The following is a 15,518-nucleotide window of genomic DNA, read 5'->3' as shown; positions in this document are numbered from 1 at the left end:
ATAATTATCGAATAGGTCATTGGCTGGGCGAATGCCCAGTCGCATGGCCATCCCGCTGCCGCAGACCGTCCAATTCTAGATAGCGCTGCCATCGTCGATTGGGTGTCAATTTCTCAGCACTATAACGAAATGATGTTGCGGTGATTTCTCGGTAATACCAACGAACTTCGGCGCCGTCCCATAACGTGCCCGTTAGTACGATGCCCACGCCATCGGGACGCGCCCGGAGTTCGCCGCTCGTTTTCTCGTCCGCGGGATTTAGCCAGTACACACGCCAGGTCCGGTCTTCGTTATCGTATACACGAATGGTAGTTCCATACCGGTCACCGCGAGATGGACGTGTACTGCGTCGATCGACACGAGGGGGAAAGATGAATAGATCCTGTATTGCGCGGCCCTCCAGTATCCAAGAACTGAGCAATTCCCCTCGACTGGCTTTTACGTTGCCGTCATCGTCATATACTCGGGCAGCCAGTTCCCAGTCGCCGATGATGAAATCGAAAAGGTCGTCATCTTTAGGAAGGTCCGGCGAACGTGTTGCTGATATGAGCGCTGCGGCAAAGGCTTCGGAATTCATGGCTTCAGATTTCATCGTGGTTGAAATGCGGTGCTTTACGAGACCATTGAGTGTTTCTCCGGCGGTACATCTGATGCGGGTGTGACTTGTGGTTGCGTCGGGCGTGTCGTGCGCATGGACGTGGAGTCTTTGGGTCGAGGATTCGGTTCGACCAAAAACCCGCTCCAAAGTCGAGGAACGCACACGTTCACCTACTCTGCCATCTGCGACTTGCCCGATAAACCCTGCTTCATCAGCCCGCGCTGCTGCGCAATGAACTGCAGCACGGATTCAAGCAAGTGAAGTGGATCAACGGCATCGAGTTCCTGGCCAGCTACACCGAGATCGGCAGCGGCTACGGCGGTTATAGCGAAGATCACAAGTACTTCGGGCGTCACCAGACGATCTGAGCGGGACATGTCCCCAGCTCGTCGCGGCCGGCTTGTCGCTCGGAGGCGGGCACGCGCGGTGCCGCCCGACGCGGGGACGCGTGGGGCTTCTGTGGCTGTTGTGACAAAGTGGCGTCGTTGGTCCGCCGCGCCTGCGGCCGGTTCTGGGACAATGGCGGCCGTGGCTGTTACGCCGATATCCCTGACACCGGGCCTGGTCGCCGAGGCCCTGGTGGACCTGGGCGCCATTGAGCACAACGTGCGGTTGCTGTGCGAGCACGCCGGCCGCGCGCAGGTGATGGCCGTCGTCAAGGCCGACGGCTACGGCCACGGGGCCACCCAGGCGGCGCGCGCGGCGCTGGCCGGTGGCGCGGCCGAGCTGGGGGTCGCCACCGTCGCCGAGGCGCTGGCGCTGCGCGCCGACGGGATCGCCGCGCCCTTGCTCGCCTGGTTGCACCCGCCCGGCATCGACTTCGGGCCGGCGCTGCTGGCCGACGTGGAGATCGCGGTGTCGTCGGAGCGTCAACTCGACGAGCTGCTGGACGCGGCGCGCCGAACGGGCCGCACCGCCACGGTCACCGTCAAGGTCGACACCGGGCTCAACCGCAACGGCGTCCACCCCGCCCAGTACCCGTCGATGCTGACCGCGCTGCGCCGGGCCGTCGCCGAGGAGGCGGTTCGGCTGCGCGGCCTGATGTCACACATGGTGTTCGCCGATCAACCCGCCAACCCCGTCAACGACCTTCAGGCCCAACGCTTCAGCGACATGCTGACGCAGGCGCGCGAGCAGGGGGTGCGGTTCGAGGTGGCGCACCTGGCGAACTCGTCGGCCACCATGTCGCGTCCCGATTTGGCCTTCGACCTGGTTCGGCCCGGCCTCGCCGTGTACGGTCTGAGCCCGGTTCCCGAGCTCGGGGACATGGGTCTGGTGCCGGCGATGACGGTGAAATGCCCTGTGGCGTTGGTGAAGTCGATCTGCGCTGGCGAGAGCGTCTCGTATGGGCACACCTGGACCGCCGAACGCGACACGAACCTGGCGTTGCTCCCGGTCGGCTACGCCGACGGCGTCTTCCGCTCGCTGGGCGGACGATTGGACGTGTTGATCAACGGCAGGCGGCGGCCCGGGGTCGGCCGGATCTGCATGGACCAGTTCGTCGTCGACCTCGGCCCCGGCCCGACTGACGTGGCCGAGGGCGACGAGGCGATCCTGTTCGGGCCCGGCAGCAGTGGGGAACCCACCGCGCAGGACTGGGCCGACCTCCTCGGCACCATCCACTACGAGGTGGTGACCAGTCCCCGCGGGCGCATCACCAGGACCTATCGCGAGGCGCAAACCATTGAGTCCTGAGGGAGCCCGCAGGCGCCAGAGGGGGGCTTGGCTTGCGGGAGGGGCGGGGGTGACTGCCCTCGCCACCATCGTCGGAGCCTCGGCCCGCCGTTCGATGATCCAGCGCACCCGCGGCATCGAAGATCCTTACGCCGACGAGGATTTCGACAGGATCGACGACGATCGCCGCTCCGTGGTGACCACCCCCGACGGCGTGTCGCTGGCGATCCGGGAAGCCGGTCCGGCGGACGCCCCGTTGACCATGGTCTTCGTCCACGGGTTCTGTCTGCGGATGGGCGCCTTTCATTTTCAGCGGACGCGGCTGCCCGAGCAGGTGGGCCCGGGCGTCCGGATGGTCTTCTACGACCAGCGCGGGCACGGGCAATCCGACGAGGCCGCGCCCGAGAGCTACACGCTGACTCAGCTCGGTCAGGACCTTCAGAGTGTGCTCGAGGTGGTCGCGCCGCGCGGGATGGTTGTGCTGGTCGGCCACTCCATGGGCGGCATGACGGTGTTGTCGCACGCCCGCCAATTCCCCGGCCAGTACGGGCGCCGGATCGTCGGCGCCGCATTGATCTCCTCGGCGGCGGAAGGCGTTGCCCGGTCCCCGCTGGGCGAGATCCTGAAAAACCCGGCGCTGGAAGCGTTCCGGTTCACCGCACGGTCCGCGCCGAAGCTGATGCACCGCGGCCGCAACGTGTCGCGCTCGCTGATCGGCCCGGTCCTGCGGGCCGCCTCCTTCAGCGACCTGCAGGTCAGCCGGAGCCTGGACGCCTTCTCGCAGCGAATGATGAACGGCACCCCCATCCCGACCATGGTGGAGTTCCTGGATGCCTTAGAGCACCACGACGAGACCGCGGGCCTGTGGACCCTGCTGCGCATCCCCACCCTGATCGCCTGCGGTGACCACGACCTGCTGACCCCGGACGAATACTCCCGCAAGATGGCGGCGTCGCTGCCGCAGTCCGAGCTGGTCATCGTTCGGGGGGCCAGCCACCTCGCGCTGCTGGACAAGCCCGAGGCGATCAACGACGGGCTGGTCCGGCTGGTCAAGCGGGCCACCCCCGGCCGCGCCGCGCTGACGGCCCGGTGGATGCGGGAAAGGCTGCGGCGGCGTGATCGCTGAAAGGTCTGATGGCGGCGACCCGCCGCGCCCGCCTTCGCCGCGCTCGCGATCGCCGCAAGACGCGGGCACGGCCACCCTGGATCGCGTCGAGGACACCGTCGCGCTGGGGTCGCGCCTCGGCGAGCAGTTGCGCGCGGGGGACGTGGTGGTGCTCACCGGCCCGCTCGGCGCGGGAAAGACCGTGCTGGCCAAGGGAATTGCCGCGGCGATGGACGTCGACGGTCCGGTCACCTCACCGTCGTACGTGCTGGCGCGGGTGCACCCGCCGCGGCGCCCCGGCGCACCGGCGATGATTCATGTCGACATGTACCGGCTCTTGGACACCGACGGCGCCGGCCTGCTCGGCGAGCTCGACTCACTCGACCTCGACACCGACCTCGACGACGCGGTCGTCGTCGTGGAGTGGGGCGAGGGCATCGTCGAACGCCTCGCCGAGCGTCACCTCGACATCCGCCTGGAACGCCTGAGCGGTTCGGACGCGCGGATCGCCTCGTGGCAGTGGGTGCGCTCGTGACGCTCGTTCTCGCCCTCGACACCGCCACCCCGGCGGTGACCGCCGGGATCGTCCGGCGCGACGACATGACCGTGCTGGCCGAGCGGGTCACCGTCGACGCCCGGGCGCACGCCGAACGGCTCACCCCGAACGTGGTGGCCGCCCTCGCCGACGCCGGGCTGACCATGGGTGACCTGGAGGCCGTCGTGGTGGGCTGCGGCCCCGGCCCCTTCACCGGCCTGCGGGTCGGGATGGCCACCGCCGCCGCCTACGGCCATGCGCTGGGCATCCCGGTGCACGGCGTGTGCAGCCTGGACGCCATCGGGGTGCGCACCACCGGCGAGGTGCTGGTGGTCACCGACGCCCGCAGGCGCGAGGTCTACTGGGCGCGCTACCGCGACGGGTTCCGCATGGACGGACCGGGGGTCAACGCTCCGGTCGACGTCGATCCCGGCGGCGCGCAGGCGGTGGCCGGCTCCAAGGAGCATGCCGAGCCGTTCGGCCTGCCGCACCGCGGGCCGGTCTACCCCACCCCGGCCGGGCTCGTCGCCGCCGTGCCCGACTGGTCGCAACGCCCATTGCCGTTGGTGGCGCTGTATCTGCGCCGCCCGGACGCCAAACCCATGGCGGCGCGCGGATGACGGCCACGAGCGAGCCCGTGACGCTCGGTGCGCTGACCCCCGACGACGCGGCGCGCTGCGCGGAGCTGGAAAGGCAGCTGTTCGACGGCGACGACCCGTGGCCGGCCGCGGCCTTCAACCGGGAACTGGCCAGCCCGCACAACCATTACGTGGCCGCGCGGGTCGGCGGCGTCCTCGTCGGGTATGCCGGAATCTCGCGGCTGGGCCGCACCCCACCGTTCGAGTACGAGGTGCACACCATCGGCGTGGACGCCGCGTATCAAGGGCTGGGCATCGGCCGCCGATTGCTCGAGGAGCTGCTGGTCTTCGCCGAGGGAGGCGTCGTCTTCCTGGAGGTCCGCACCGACAACGAGGCGGCCATCGCGCTGTACCAAAGCGTCGGGTTCGAGCGGATCGGCCTGCGCCGGCGCTACTACCGCGCCAGCGGCGCCGACGCCTACACCATGCGCCGGGGCGCCCAATGATCATCCTGGCCATCGAAAGCTCCTGCGACGAAACGGGAGTCGGCATCGCGCGGCTCGACGATGACGGCACCGTGACGCTACTGGCCGACGAGGTGGCGTCCAGCGTCGACGAACACGTCCGCTTCGGCGGCGTGGTCCCCGAGATCGCGTCGCGGGCGCATCTGGAGGCCCTCGGCCCCACCATGCGCCGCGCCCTGGCGGCGGCCGGCCTGGGCAAGCCCGACATCGTCGCCGCCACGATCGGGCCCGGCCTGGCCGGCGCGCTGCTGGTCGGAGTGGCCGCGGCCAAGGCGTATGCGGCCGCGTGGGGGGTGCCGTTCTACGCCGTGAACCACCTGGGCGGCCACCTGGCCGCCGACGTCTACGAACACGGGCCGCTGCCCGAGTGCGTGGCGCTACTGGTGTCCGGCGGCCACACGCACCTCCTGCACGTGCGTTCCCTCGGCGAACCGATCGTCGAGCTGGGCAACACGGTCGACGACGCCGCGGGCGAGGCCTACGACAAGGTGGCCCGGCTGCTGGGCCTGGGCTACCCCGGCGGCAGGGTGCTCGACGAGCTGGCCCGCAGCTGCGGCCGGGAGGCCGCAGAGATCCCCGCCTTCCCGCGCGGCATGACCGGCCCCGCCGACGACCCGTACGCCTTCAGCTTTTCCGGGCTCAAAACGGCCGTCGCGCGCTATCTGGAGAGTCACCCCGACGCGGTGAACGCCGATGTGGCCGCGGGTTTCCAGGAGGCGGTCGCCGACGTGCTGACCATGAAGGCGGTGCGGGCGGCGACCCGGCTCGGCGTCTCGACGCTGCTGATCGCCGGGGGAGTGGCCGCAAATTCACGGCTGCGGGAGTTGGCCGAGCAGCGCTGCGCGGCGGCCGGCCTGACGCTGCGGATTCCGAGGCCGCGGCTCTGCACCGACAACGGGGCGATGATCGCCTCCTTCGCCGCGCACCTGGTGGCCGCCGGGGCGCCGCCCTCGCCGCTGGATGCGGCCAGCGACCCGGGCCTGCCGGTGGTGAAAGCCCAGGTGAGCTGATCGCTCGTAGCGAATACCCGCTACGCAGCGGGGTGCCCTTGAGTGCTAGCACTCTCGTGTATAGAGTGCTAGGTGGCAATCGGCCAAACCCTGTGCCGGCACCCGCGACGACGGCGCTCGGGCTCGGACGACTGCCGAATCCCTTGATAATTCCGGGGCAACCGCCCCGGACCCGATCTAACTAGTGGAGGGCTCCAATCGTGGCGAAGGTGAACATCAAGCCACTCGAGGACAAGATTCTCGTGCAGGCCAACGAGGCCGAGACCACGACCGCGTCCGGTCTGGTCATTCCTGACACCGCCAAGGAGAAGCCGCAGGAAGGCACCGTCGTCGCCGTCGGTCCCGGCCGCTGGGACGAGGACGGCGAGAAGCGGATCCCGCTCGACGTCTCGGAAGGTGACACCGTCATCTACAGCAAGTACGGCGGCACCGAGATCAAGTACAACGGCGAGGAGTACCTGATCCTGTCGGCGCGCGACGTGCTGGCCGTCGTATCGAAGTAAGCACCGTGGCCCGCCCCGGCGATCCCCGCGCATGTTCGCGGGTGATTTCCGGGGCGGCACGCGTTATCGCCCTTCTTAAAGGAGCCTGATGAGCAAGATCATTGAGTACGACGAGACCGCGCGCCGCGCCATCGAGGCCGGCGTCAACGCGCTCGCCGACGCGGTCCGGGTGACATTGGGGCCACGCGGCCGGCATGTGGTGCTGGCCAAGGCATTCGGCGGCCCGGCCGTCACCAACGACGGCGTGACCGTCGCGCGTGAGATCGACCTGGAAGACCCATTCGAGAACTTGGGTGCCCAGCTGGTGAAGTCGGTGGCGACCAAGACCAACGACGTGGCGGGTGACGGCACCACGACCGCGACCGTGCTGGCGCAGGCGCTGGTCAAGGCCGGCCTGCGGCTGGTTGCGGCGGGCGCCAACCCGATCGAGCTCGGCGTGGGCATCTCCAAGGCGGCCGACGCCGCGTCCGAGGCGCTGCTGGCGGCGGCCACCCCGGTGTCCGGCAAGGACGGCATCGCTCAGGTGGCGACCGTCTCGTCGCGCGACCAGCACCTCGGCGAGCTGGTCGGTGAGGCGATGACCAAGGTCGGCGCCGACGGCGTGGTCAGCGTGGAAGAGTCTTCGACGCTGAGCACCGAGCTCGAGTTCACCGAGGGCGTCGGTTTCGACAAGGGTTTCCTGTCGGCGTATTTCGTCACCGACTTCGACTCGCAGGAAGCCGTGCTGGACGACCCGCTGATCCTGTTGCACCAGGAGAAGATCAGCTCGTTGCCCGACCTGCTGCCCATGCTGGAGAAGGTGGCCGAGTCGGGTAAGCCGTTGCTGATCATCGCCGAGGACATCGAGGGCGAGGCCCTGGCGACGCTGGTGGTCAACTCGATTCGCAAGACGCTCAAGGCGGTTGCCGTGAAGGCGCCGTTCTTCGGCGACCGCCGCAAGGCGTTCCTCGAGGACCTGGCCGTGGTCACCGGAGGCCAGGTGGTCAACCCCGACGCCGGCCTGCTGCTGCGCGAGGTCGGCACCGACGTGCTGGGCTCGGCCCGCCGCGTGGTGGTGAGCAAGGACGACACCATCATCGTCGACGGGGGCGGCTCCAAGGATGCGGTCGCCGACCGGATCAAGCAGCTGCGCGCCGAGATCGAGAAGAGCGATTCCGACTGGGACCGCGAGAAACTGCAGGAGCGGCTGGCCAAGCTGGCCGGCGGCGTGGCCGTGATCAAAGTGGGTGCGGCCACGGAGACGGCGCTCAAGGAACGCAAGGAGAGCGTCGAGGATGCCGTCGCGGCCGCCAAGGCCGCCGTCGAGGAGGGCATCGTCGCGGGTGGCGGGTCGGCGCTCATCGGCGCGCGCAACGCGCTGAAGGAGCTGCGCGAGTCGCTGACCGGCGACCAGGCGGCGGGCGTCGCGGTGTTCGCCCGGGCGCTCGCGGCACCGCTGTACTGGATCGCCACCAACGCCGGCCTGGACGGTGCGGTCGCGGTGAGCAAGGTCAGCGAGTTGCCGGCCGGGCACGGGCTCAACGCCGACAAGCTCACCTACGGCGACTTGATCGCCGACGGCGTGATCGACCCCGTCAAGGTGACCCGGTCCGCGGTGCTCAACGCCGCGTCGGTGGCGCGCATGGTGCTGACCACCGAGACCGCGGTCGTTGACAAGCCGGCCGACGAGCACGACGACCACGGCCACGGTCACGGACATCACCACCACTAGTCAGTAGGAACTAGCGAGGCCCCCGTATCCGCTTCGGAACGGGGGCCTTCGCTTTGCCTATGGCTACGCCGCGGCCTCAAACGAGAGCCGTTCATCAGTGGGTACAGGTGGCAGCGTTGCGGGTTGGGGTTGGTAGCTCCGGGTGGCTGAATGCGCTCTGGTCACGCCAATTTGACTGATCCGCGAGCGCTGGAAGTCAGTTGCCTGGCATGCGTGAGAGTGGTTAGTGCATCGATGTCGCGGGTCAGCTGGTGGTAGAGGACGGCCGGTCCAAGCCATCTGCCCACGAGACTGCGGAGTGCCACTGGGTTGAGTGGCCGCTCGGGAGGATCGAGCAGAACCGACTGAAGTGTGCGTACAGCGAGTTCGATGAGGTCGTCCATCGCAGCGTCGTCGAAGCCGTGGGCGGCCCAGTCGACGTCATATCGCCGGAACATTTCTCGTCCGAGAGCAAATGCCGCACCGGCGGTGAACGAGGCTGACGTGCCACCCGGTAACCGTGTCTCTAGGAACCGCGCCATCAGCGGGTCGTCGGCGAACTCCTCGGCCGCGAATGCTACGCCCTCGACGACGGCAGCCGCCGGATTTGTCCACCCACGCAGGTGATCGGCTAAACGATCGAGAAAGCCGTCAGCCGAACGCATCTGACTGCCGACCAGAAGCGCTTCAGCCCCAGGAAAGTAACGGTAGATGGTCTGGCGGCTCACTCCCAGAACGCGGGCCAGGTCGCTGACGCGGATGGCCGATCCGCCTTCGGCAACCAAGGAGTCAACCGCGTCCAGAATCCTGTTGACGGCTTCCTCATCGGAGGCCGGCGTGTGGCCCGACCATCCATGGCTACGCAAGGGCAAGGCCCATCATCGTGCTCCAGTTCGGCATGACGTGACAACCTGAAGTTAAAGGTATTGCGAACTGGGGCCGAGGTCAACGATATCTTGTCGCTTCGAACGAGCCAGTTTGTACGAAATCTCAAGAGCGAGTGCGCGCCTGCCGCGCAGGAGTTCCTCTTCACCACACCGCGCGAATCCGCAACAGTCAACGATGACGCGACATTTTACTCTGATTTGTCTTGTCAGTCGGCGCTGGGTCTGCTGTGATACATCGAGGAATCGCGGCCGGTTCCGCTGCACCAGGAGGACGGACCATGACCGTAACTGAGGTCAACGACATTCGGTACGACCCCTACGATGTGGAACTTCTCGCCGATCCCTACCCAATGTTCCGGCGGCTGCGCGAGGAGTCGCCGCTGTACTACAACGAGCAATACGATTTCTATGCGCTCAGTCGTTTCCAGGACGTGAGTCGTGCGCTTGTCGACACCGGCACGTTCAGTTCAGCCCGCGGAATGATCCTCGAAGTGATCAAGGCCAACATCGAAATACCCCCCGGCATCATCGTTTTCGAAGACCCACCGGTTCACGACATCCATCGTAAATTGCTCGCGCGGATGTTCACCCCCCGCAAGATCGCCGAGCTCGAGGACAAGATTCGCGCGTTTTGCGCACAATGTCTTGACCCTCTCGTCGGCACTGGACGTTTCGATTTCATCGCCGATCTTGGCGCTCAGATGCCGATGAGAGTCATCGGAATGCTGGTCGGCATTCCCGAAGACGACCAAGAACAAATCCGGGAACGCTCGAATGCCTCGTTGCTCACCGAGGCCGGCCAACCCATGACACTGGCCTCGGAAGGCGTCCACTACGACGAGGTGTTCGCCGCCTACCTCGACTGGCGCGCCGAACATCCCTCCGACGACATCACAACCGAACTCCTCAACGTCGAATTCGACGACGAGACAGGAGTCCGCCGAACCCTGACCCGCGACGAAATCCTGCTGTACATCAGCCTCGTCGCCTCCGCAGGCAACGAGACCACCACCCGACTCCTCGGCTGGGCCGGAAAAGTTCTCGCCGACCATCCCGACCAGCGGCGCGAAATCGCAGCCAATCATCGGTTGATTCCACAGACGATCGAGGAACTGCTGCGCTACGAATCCCCCGTACCGCACCTCGCCCGCTACGTCACCCGGGACACCGAGTGGTACGGCCACACAGTGCCCGAAGGCAGCGTCATGATGCCGCTGATCGCATCAGCTTGCCGCGACCATCGCCAATTCCCGCCTGACGGAGACCGATTCGACATCCACCGCCAGCCGCGTCAGCACCTGGCGTTCAGCGTGGGAGCTCACTTCTGCCTAGGAGCGGCACTCGCCGGGCTGGAGGCACGAATCGCGCTCGAGGAAATCCTCAAGCGCTTCCCCGAATGGGACATCGACACCCAGAACGCCCACTTATCATCAGCGTCGGCTGTCCGAGGCTGGGAATCGATGCCCGCGTTCATCTAGCTCAGACGCATCGGCAAGGATTCCAGGCCCCGCAGCGAGACGATGGGCCGCATTCGCAGGCTGTTTTGGCGCCAAGTCATAAGCGTGCACTCGTACCACCGCCGGATGCAGACGGCCGGATCGGGCCCGAGCGTACTCAAGGCTGTTGATTCCCCGGATTCGGTTTGTTGGGATCGGTAGCCAGGCGGGGCTTGTGCACTGGTTTCCACCAAGACACCAGAGAGGACAGCCATCATGCCGCTTGCCCACATGACGAAGCGACTCACCGCCTCCGCAGTGCTGGCGGGGAGTACCGCGCTAACCGGGTGGGGTGTGGGCGTCGCTCACGCGGACACGATGGAACCGCACCGCTGGTGCCCGGGCGACCCGAAGCAGATGCCCTACGTGGTGAACCAGTACATCGACTGGGATTGGAGTGTCTGCCACACCTGGTATCCGACCCAATACGGGATGGGCAACGTCACCATGCAGGGCCGGCCGACCTCGATCTGGGACGGCGACAACCCGCCGATCGAAGCGATCACCATCCGGCATTGCCCGCCGATCAGCTTCATGTGCCCCTAGCGAATCCCGCGGCGGTCAGTGCCGAGCGAGCCGAATTCGCGCACAGGTAACTGATTTAGCCCCGACGGTCGGAATGGAAACGACGCGCGGCCGTGTTGCAGTCGTGCGTGACCATTCGCCTCGGACTACAAATTCCCAACTTCTCCTACGGCACACCAGTCGCCGAACTGTTTCCCGCCGTCCAAGCCCAGGCCCGCGAGGCCGAAGGCGCCGGCTTCGACACCGTCCTGTTGATGGACCACTTCTACCAGCTACCGGGCCTCGGCGAGCCCGACGAGCCCATGCTGGAGGCCTACACCGCGCTCGGTGCCCTGGCCGCCTCGGTGGAGCGGGTGCAGCTGTCGACGTTGGTGACCGGCAACACCTACCGCAACCCGACCCTGCTCGCGAAGGCGATCACCACCCTGGACGTCGTGAGCGCAGGCCGGGCGATCCTCGGCATCGGGGCGGGCTGGTTCGAGTTGGAGCACCAGCAGCTGGGCTTCGAGTTCGGCACGTTCACCGAGCGATTCGAGAAGCTGCAGGAGGCGCTCGACATCATCGTGCCGATGCTGCACGGCGAGCGTCCCACCTTCACCGGCAAGTGGTATCGCACGGAAAGCGCGATCAACGAGCCCCGCTACCGCGACCACATCCCGGTCATGCTCGGCGGCAGCGGGGAGAAGAAGACGTTCCGGCTGGCCGCCCGCTACGCCGACCACCTCAACATCATCGCCGACATCGACCAGCTGCCCGGCAAGCTCGAGGTGCTGCGGCAGCGCTGCGCGGAAATCGACCGTGATCCGTCCACGTTGGAGACCAGCGCGTTGCTGACCGTCGTCGTCGACGGTTACGGCGCGCCCAGCGACATCGGGGAGGCCCGCGGTGGGCGGGCGGTCACCGGCACCATCGACCGGATCGCCGACGAGATCAAGCGCCGGATCATTGACGTGGGCATCGACGGCGTGATCGTCAACCTGCCGACGCACCGCTACACACCCGGTGTCGTCACTGCGGTGGGCGAGGCGCTGAAGCCGGTCGTCGACGCGCGGTGAGGTGCCGGTTACGCGCCATCCTTCTCGGCATGATCAGGCCTTGGCGCCCAGCCCCGCGATCAAGTTGACGGTGACCGCCAAGACGACCGCGCCGAAGAGGTAGGACAGCAACGCGTGGCGCAACACCGTCGCCCTGATCGATGTCAGTCCGATCTCGGTGTCCGACACCTGAAAGGTCATGCCGACGGTGAAGGCGACATAGGCAAAGTCGCGAAAGCGGGGTGGCTCCGGGTCGTGGAAGTTGATTCCCCCGGGCCCGTCGGAGTAATAGAGGCGCGCGTAGTGCACGGTGAACAAGGTGTGTACGGCGAACCAGGACGCCGCAACGGTCAAGACGCCGACGACGGCGGCCGCTACCTTCTCGGGGCCCGAATGCGATGCAGCGGCCACCACGTAACCGACCCCGCCCAGGCTCGCGACGCTCGCGGACACGATGACCGCGTCGGCCACCCACCGAGTGGGGTCCTCCCTCGTCACGTATCTGCATGTCTGATCGGCGTCCATACGGCCCAGCAGCAGCCGCGTCCACACCACGTAGACACCCGCGGTGACGATCCAGCCGACCAGCGCGAATCGCCACCCCAGTGCGTTGCCCACCGCGAGCGCCGCGGCGACTCCGAGCAGGGCGGCCACCGCGATCCGGGCCGCGACCGTGTCGCGAAACAACTGAACGAGGTTTTCCACCACCCGACCTAAGCACGAGCGTTCGTCGGCCGTCGCCAAAATCCCGGGCCGTCAGATCCCGACGATGACGATGACCACGCCCGCTATGATCGCCACGGCCAGTGACAGCAACAGGAAGCTGACGACCCGCTCCTTCGCCGCCGCGGCCTCGTGGTCGGCCGCCGCGATCGGCGCGAGCCTGCGGCCGGCGCCCCACGCCGCCGCGAGCAGGGTCGCGAGCCAGTTCGCGTAGGCGGCGTACACGATCAACACGACGGCCGTAACGCCCCAGGCGTAACTCAGGTGGAGGTGGGGCCAGAGCAGGCCGATCAGCACGAGGAACATGCCGTTGAGGACGGCCTCGAGGTGGCTCGACAGCGCCATGCGCGGATTCTTCAGCGCCGCGACGGCGAATCCGGTGAGCAGGCCGATCAGGAAGAGGACCAGCCCGAGCGTGAACAGCACCGTCTGCATGTCAGCACCCTAGGGGCGCGGTGCAGCGCATGTCTGCCGTTAGCGTGATCCGCGCCGCCTGCCGTCAGCGTGTGCCGGGTGGAAGGCTCGGCGGCGTCGTCGCGGTCGTGGTTGGCAGTGTCGACGTGTAGCCGGGGCTGCTGGTCACGGTGACGGTGCTCGTGCTCGTGGACGGCGGCGGCACTTCGGTCGTCGTCGTGATCGTCGTGACGCTGGTCGTTGTCGACGTGGACGACGTCGTCGTCGCGGACGCCGCTGCCAATACGCCGCAGGCCACCCGCTTGCCGGATTCACCGGTGGAGCTGGTGCTCAGGTTGTCCGCGGTCTGGTGCACGACGAGCGCGGTCCCCGAGCTGTTGCGCAGGTCCGAGGCCGTCAACAGGTTGGTGGTGGTGACGAGCTTGGCCGAGCCGTCGTTGCGCACCTGCAATGCGGTCAGGTCGCCGCTGGCCGGAAAACCCGTGTGGTCCGGCGCCTGGTAGACGCTTCCCGCGGACTCGAAGTCACCGTCGCATTTGCCCACCGAATGGATTTGCAGCCCGTGAAAGCCCGGGCTAAGAACCTGATTGGCTCCGGTCTCCACGGTGACCGTCGCGTAGCCGTTCGCGAAATCGATGGTGGCGGTGCCGACCTGGTTTCCGTCGGCGCTCTTCAACTGCGTGGTCATCCGCTCCGTGCCGGGCGGCGCGCTCGAGGACGTCGAACTGGTGGCCTGGCCACCCTGCTGATTTGCGCATGCGGCCAACGGTGCAATGGTCACGGCAAGCACCGCGGTCGTGAAGGATACGCCCTTGTTCTTCATGGGCCCGTCGTACCCCGATTAGTCGCGGTCGAAACGATTACAGCAAACTCAGCATGGCCGTTCGGCCGCGGACGCGGAGCGTGTTGATGGTGGAACGACGTAGTCGGTCCATGCGCTCGAGCATCCGCTCACCGAGTGTTTCGAGCATGTCCGCGCTCAAATCTATTGGGGCCGGGCACAAGTCGCGCTCCTCTTCGCTGGCGTGGGCGTCCAGAACGCTGACGAACGAGTGCCATTCGTCCTCGTATTGCGGCGCGGTCGGCGGCGTCCGAAGGAGCACTGCCAGCTGATCCCAGACCTGGCGGTGCTCGGCGTGGGCGATCGCGACCAGTGCGCTTGCCTCCGACACCGCCGGATAGAACAGGTCGTCCTCGATCCGCATGTGGATGTCGAGTTCGATCAACAATTCGTCGAGGGCATCCTGGCGTTCGCCGCTATCCGGGGGGAGCGCGGTGATCACCTTGCAGAACCCGCGCAAGACTTTGTGGTGTTCGAAAAGCACTTCGTAAGCGTTCATTTCGTCACTCCGCGCACCTCGACGAATCCTTCGCGGATGCGTATCGGGTAATGCGGCAGCGCTGCCGTCGCGGGCCCGCGCAGCACTTCTCCCGATTCGCAGTCGAAGCGGGAGCCATGCCACGGGCAGACGATCCGGTCGCGATCGATCCAGCCGTCGTCCATCGGCGCACCCAGGTGAGGGCAGCGCGCGCCGACGGCCAGCACCCGGTCGTCGGTGCGGTACAGAACCACGCCGACGCCGTCCACCTCGACCCGCTGCGGCTGGCCGTCGAGGGCCGTGGCCGGCAGCACCGGCGTCCAGTGCTCCCGACGCAGCCGATCACCGGAGCGGTCGACCCCGGTGCCCGACCCGAACACCAGGACGCCGCCCAGGTAGCCGCCGCTCAGGGTGAGGCCGTAACCCAGCGCGCTGGTCGCCATCCCGCGCGCGTGGCGCCCGTGCCGGCGATCCCACCACGACAGCGCGTACAGGCTCGTCGCGACCCCGTTCAGCAAGCCGTGCACAAGGCCGACCCGTCGCGCCTGTTCGTGGGTGTGTTGCCAGTCGGTCAGGCCGGTCGCGGCCGCGCCGAGGCTTCCGACGAGTCCGACGCCCAACGCGAACATGGACGCGTCACGCAGTTGAGCGGCACGCCCCGGCAGCGCGCAGGCCGCATCCATGGCTACGGTCGTCGTGACCGCTCCCGTCGGCACCGACGCGAGCGCCGGGTGCAGCGGATGGCCGAGCCAGGTGCCGTGCAGCGCATTGCTCACCCGGTCTCGATATCGGCCGGTGGCCGCGAATAGGAATGTCAGGCCATGCTCGAGCCGGTAGCTCGGCCGGTCGAGCCATTTCTGTCGCCCCAGGGCCATCGCCGGGGCATGCCCGCCATTAAAGACA

General features: G+C 67.2%; 18 protein-coding genes. 11 read left to right on the top strand and 7 right to left on the bottom strand.

All coding sequences use genetic code 11. The features are described 5' to 3' along the window. Positions 1-16: 16 nt before the first annotated feature. Positions 17-592, bottom strand: coding sequence for a hypothetical protein (locus A5713_RS28490; protein WP_156751994.1), 576 nt, complete (start codon positions 590-592; stop codon positions 17-19). Positions 593-1,126: 534 nt separating this feature from the next. Here A5713_RS28490 and alr point away from each other — a divergent pair. The 8 genes from alr (at position 1,127) to groL (ending at position 8,238) form a co-directional block, all read left to right on the top strand. Continuing rightward, on the top strand, positions 1,127-2,293 hold the full coding sequence (gene alr, locus A5713_RS22630; RefSeq protein ID WP_197516451.1) for an alanine racemase: 1,167 nt from the start codon (positions 1,127-1,129) through the stop codon (positions 2,291-2,293). Between the two features lie 49 nt (positions 2,294-2,342). After that, the gene (locus tag A5713_RS22625) at positions 2,343-3,398 is read left to right on the top strand and encodes an alpha/beta fold hydrolase (RefSeq protein ID WP_197516450.1); all 1,056 of its coding nucleotides are present in this window, start codon (positions 2,343-2,345) and stop codon (positions 3,396-3,398) included. A gap of 76 nt (positions 3,399-3,474) precedes the next feature. Continuing rightward, positions 3,475-3,912: a tRNA (adenosine(37)-N6)-threonylcarbamoyltransferase complex ATPase subunit type 1 TsaE gene (gene tsaE / locus A5713_RS22620; RefSeq protein WP_068098461.1), complete on the top strand. Its 438-nt coding sequence runs from the start codon at positions 3,475-3,477 to the stop codon at positions 3,910-3,912. Further along, positions 3,909-4,532 carry a tRNA (adenosine(37)-N6)-threonylcarbamoyltransferase complex dimerization subunit type 1 TsaB gene (tsaB, locus tag A5713_RS22615; protein ID WP_068098462.1) on the top strand — a complete coding sequence of 208 codons (624 nt, stop codon included), beginning with the start codon at positions 3,909-3,911 and terminating at the stop codon, positions 4,530-4,532. Before tsaE ends, tsaB begins: the two co-directional genes overlap by 4 nt. Beyond that, positions 4,529-4,996, top strand: coding sequence for a ribosomal protein S18-alanine N-acetyltransferase (gene rimI / locus A5713_RS22610; protein ID WP_068098435.1), 468 nt, complete (start codon positions 4,529-4,531; stop codon positions 4,994-4,996). Before tsaB ends, rimI begins: the two co-directional genes overlap by 4 nt. Further along, on the top strand, positions 4,993-6,024 hold the full coding sequence (gene tsaD, locus A5713_RS22605; RefSeq protein ID WP_068098434.1) for a tRNA (adenosine(37)-N6)-threonylcarbamoyltransferase complex transferase subunit TsaD: 1,032 nt from the start codon (positions 4,993-4,995) through the stop codon (positions 6,022-6,024). The genes rimI and tsaD overlap by 4 nt, the downstream gene beginning before the upstream one ends. 200 nt (positions 6,025-6,224) lie before the next feature. Further along, positions 6,225-6,527, top strand: coding sequence for a co-chaperone GroES (groES, locus tag A5713_RS22600; protein WP_007167930.1), 303 nt, complete (start codon positions 6,225-6,227; stop codon positions 6,525-6,527). 88 nt (positions 6,528-6,615) lie between these two features. Beyond that, complete coding sequence (gene groL, locus A5713_RS22595) at positions 6,616-8,238, top strand: chaperonin GroEL (protein WP_068098433.1); 1,623 nt, start codon at positions 6,616-6,618, stop codon at positions 8,236-8,238. A 161-nt stretch (positions 8,239-8,399) separates the two neighbouring features. Here the strand turns inward: groL and A5713_RS22590 are convergent, their stop codons facing one another. Next, positions 8,400-9,083, bottom strand: coding sequence for a TetR/AcrR family transcriptional regulator (locus A5713_RS22590; protein ID WP_068098460.1), 684 nt, complete (start codon positions 9,081-9,083; stop codon positions 8,400-8,402). A 299-nt stretch (positions 9,084-9,382) separates the two neighbouring features. Between A5713_RS22590 and A5713_RS22585 the strand changes: the two genes are divergently transcribed. The 3 genes from A5713_RS22585 (at position 9,383) to A5713_RS22575 (ending at position 12,180) form a co-directional block, all read left to right on the top strand. Continuing rightward, positions 9,383-10,582 (top strand): cytochrome P450, encoded by a 1,200-nt coding sequence (locus tag A5713_RS22585; protein WP_068098432.1) that lies wholly within the window; start codon positions 9,383-9,385, stop codon positions 10,580-10,582. A 249-nt stretch (positions 10,583-10,831) separates the two neighbouring features. Beyond that, positions 10,832-11,146, top strand: a complete 315-nt coding sequence (locus A5713_RS22580; protein ID WP_142393460.1) for a hypothetical protein — start codon at positions 10,832-10,834, stop codon at positions 11,144-11,146. Positions 11,147-11,253: 107 nt separating this feature from the next. Next, complete coding sequence (locus A5713_RS22575; protein WP_068098459.1) at positions 11,254-12,180, top strand: LLM class F420-dependent oxidoreductase; 927 nt, start codon at positions 11,254-11,256, stop codon at positions 12,178-12,180. 33 nt (positions 12,181-12,213) lie between these two features. On the opposite strand, the gene A5713_RS22570 is transcribed toward A5713_RS22575, so the two are convergent. From A5713_RS22570 to A5713_RS22550, 5 genes are all read right to left on the bottom strand, one after another. Next, on the bottom strand, positions 12,214-12,864 hold the full coding sequence (locus A5713_RS22570; protein ID WP_068098458.1) for a DUF1345 domain-containing protein: 651 nt from the start codon (positions 12,862-12,864) through the stop codon (positions 12,214-12,216). 51 nt (positions 12,865-12,915) lie between these two features. Further along, positions 12,916-13,317, bottom strand: a complete 402-nt coding sequence (locus A5713_RS22565) for a hydrogenase (protein WP_067928112.1) — start codon at positions 13,315-13,317, stop codon at positions 12,916-12,918. 64 nt (positions 13,318-13,381) lie between these two features. Next, a complete protein-coding gene (locus tag A5713_RS22560) occupies positions 13,382-14,119 on the bottom strand; it encodes a superoxide dismutase family protein (RefSeq protein WP_068098431.1) in 738 nt (245 codons plus the stop codon). 37 nt (positions 14,120-14,156) lie between these two features. Continuing rightward, a complete protein-coding gene (locus tag A5713_RS22555) occupies positions 14,157-14,636 on the bottom strand; it encodes a hemerythrin domain-containing protein (protein ID WP_068098430.1) in 480 nt (159 codons plus the stop codon). Then, positions 14,633-15,490 (bottom strand): Rieske 2Fe-2S domain-containing protein, encoded by an 858-nt coding sequence (locus A5713_RS22550; protein WP_068098429.1) that lies wholly within the window; start codon positions 15,488-15,490, stop codon positions 14,633-14,635. The genes A5713_RS22555 and A5713_RS22550 overlap by 4 nt, the downstream gene beginning before the upstream one ends. Between the last annotated feature and the right edge of the window lie 28 nt (positions 15,491-15,518).

The sequence above is a fragment of the Mycobacterium sp. E2497 genome (genome assembly GCF_001668695.1).
Classification (GTDB): domain Bacteria; phylum Actinomycetota; class Actinomycetes; order Mycobacteriales; family Mycobacteriaceae; genus Mycobacterium.
This window is presented reverse-complemented; position numbering and strand designations above follow the sequence as displayed.

What these genes read in the sequence shown, in the direction of transcription:
- A5713_RS28490 (WP_156751994.1), bottom strand. Translation starts at nt 592, where the DNA reads ATGAAATCTGAAGCCATGAATTCCGAAGCCTTTGCCGCAGCGCTCATA.
- rimI (WP_068098435.1), top strand. Translation starts at nt 4,529, where the DNA reads ATGACGGCCACGAGCGAGCCCGTGACGCTCGGTGCGCTGACCCCCGAC.
- tsaD (WP_068098434.1), top strand. Translation starts at nt 4,993, where the DNA reads ATGATCATCCTGGCCATCGAAAGCTCCTGCGACGAAACGGGAGTCGGC.
- groL (WP_068098433.1), top strand. Translation starts at nt 6,616, where the DNA reads ATGAGCAAGATCATTGAGTACGACGAGACCGCGCGCCGCGCCATCGAG.
- A5713_RS22585 (WP_068098432.1), top strand. Translation starts at nt 9,383, where the DNA reads ATGACCGTAACTGAGGTCAACGACATTCGGTACGACCCCTACGATGTG.
- A5713_RS22580 (WP_142393460.1), top strand. Translation starts at nt 10,832, where the DNA reads ATGACGAAGCGACTCACCGCCTCCGCAGTGCTGGCGGGGAGTACCGCG.
- A5713_RS22565 (WP_067928112.1), bottom strand. Translation starts at nt 13,317, where the DNA reads ATGCAGACGGTGCTGTTCACGCTCGGGCTGGTCCTCTTCCTGATCGGC.
- A5713_RS22560 (WP_068098431.1), bottom strand. Translation starts at nt 14,119, where the DNA reads ATGAAGAACAAGGGCGTATCCTTCACGACCGCGGTGCTTGCCGTGACC.
- A5713_RS22555 (WP_068098430.1), bottom strand. Translation starts at nt 14,636, where the DNA reads ATGAACGCTTACGAAGTGCTTTTCGAACACCACAAAGTCTTGCGCGGG.
- A5713_RS22550 (WP_068098429.1), bottom strand. Translation starts at nt 15,490, where the DNA reads ATGGCCCTGGGGCGACAGAAATGGCTCGACCGGCCGAGCTACCGGCTC.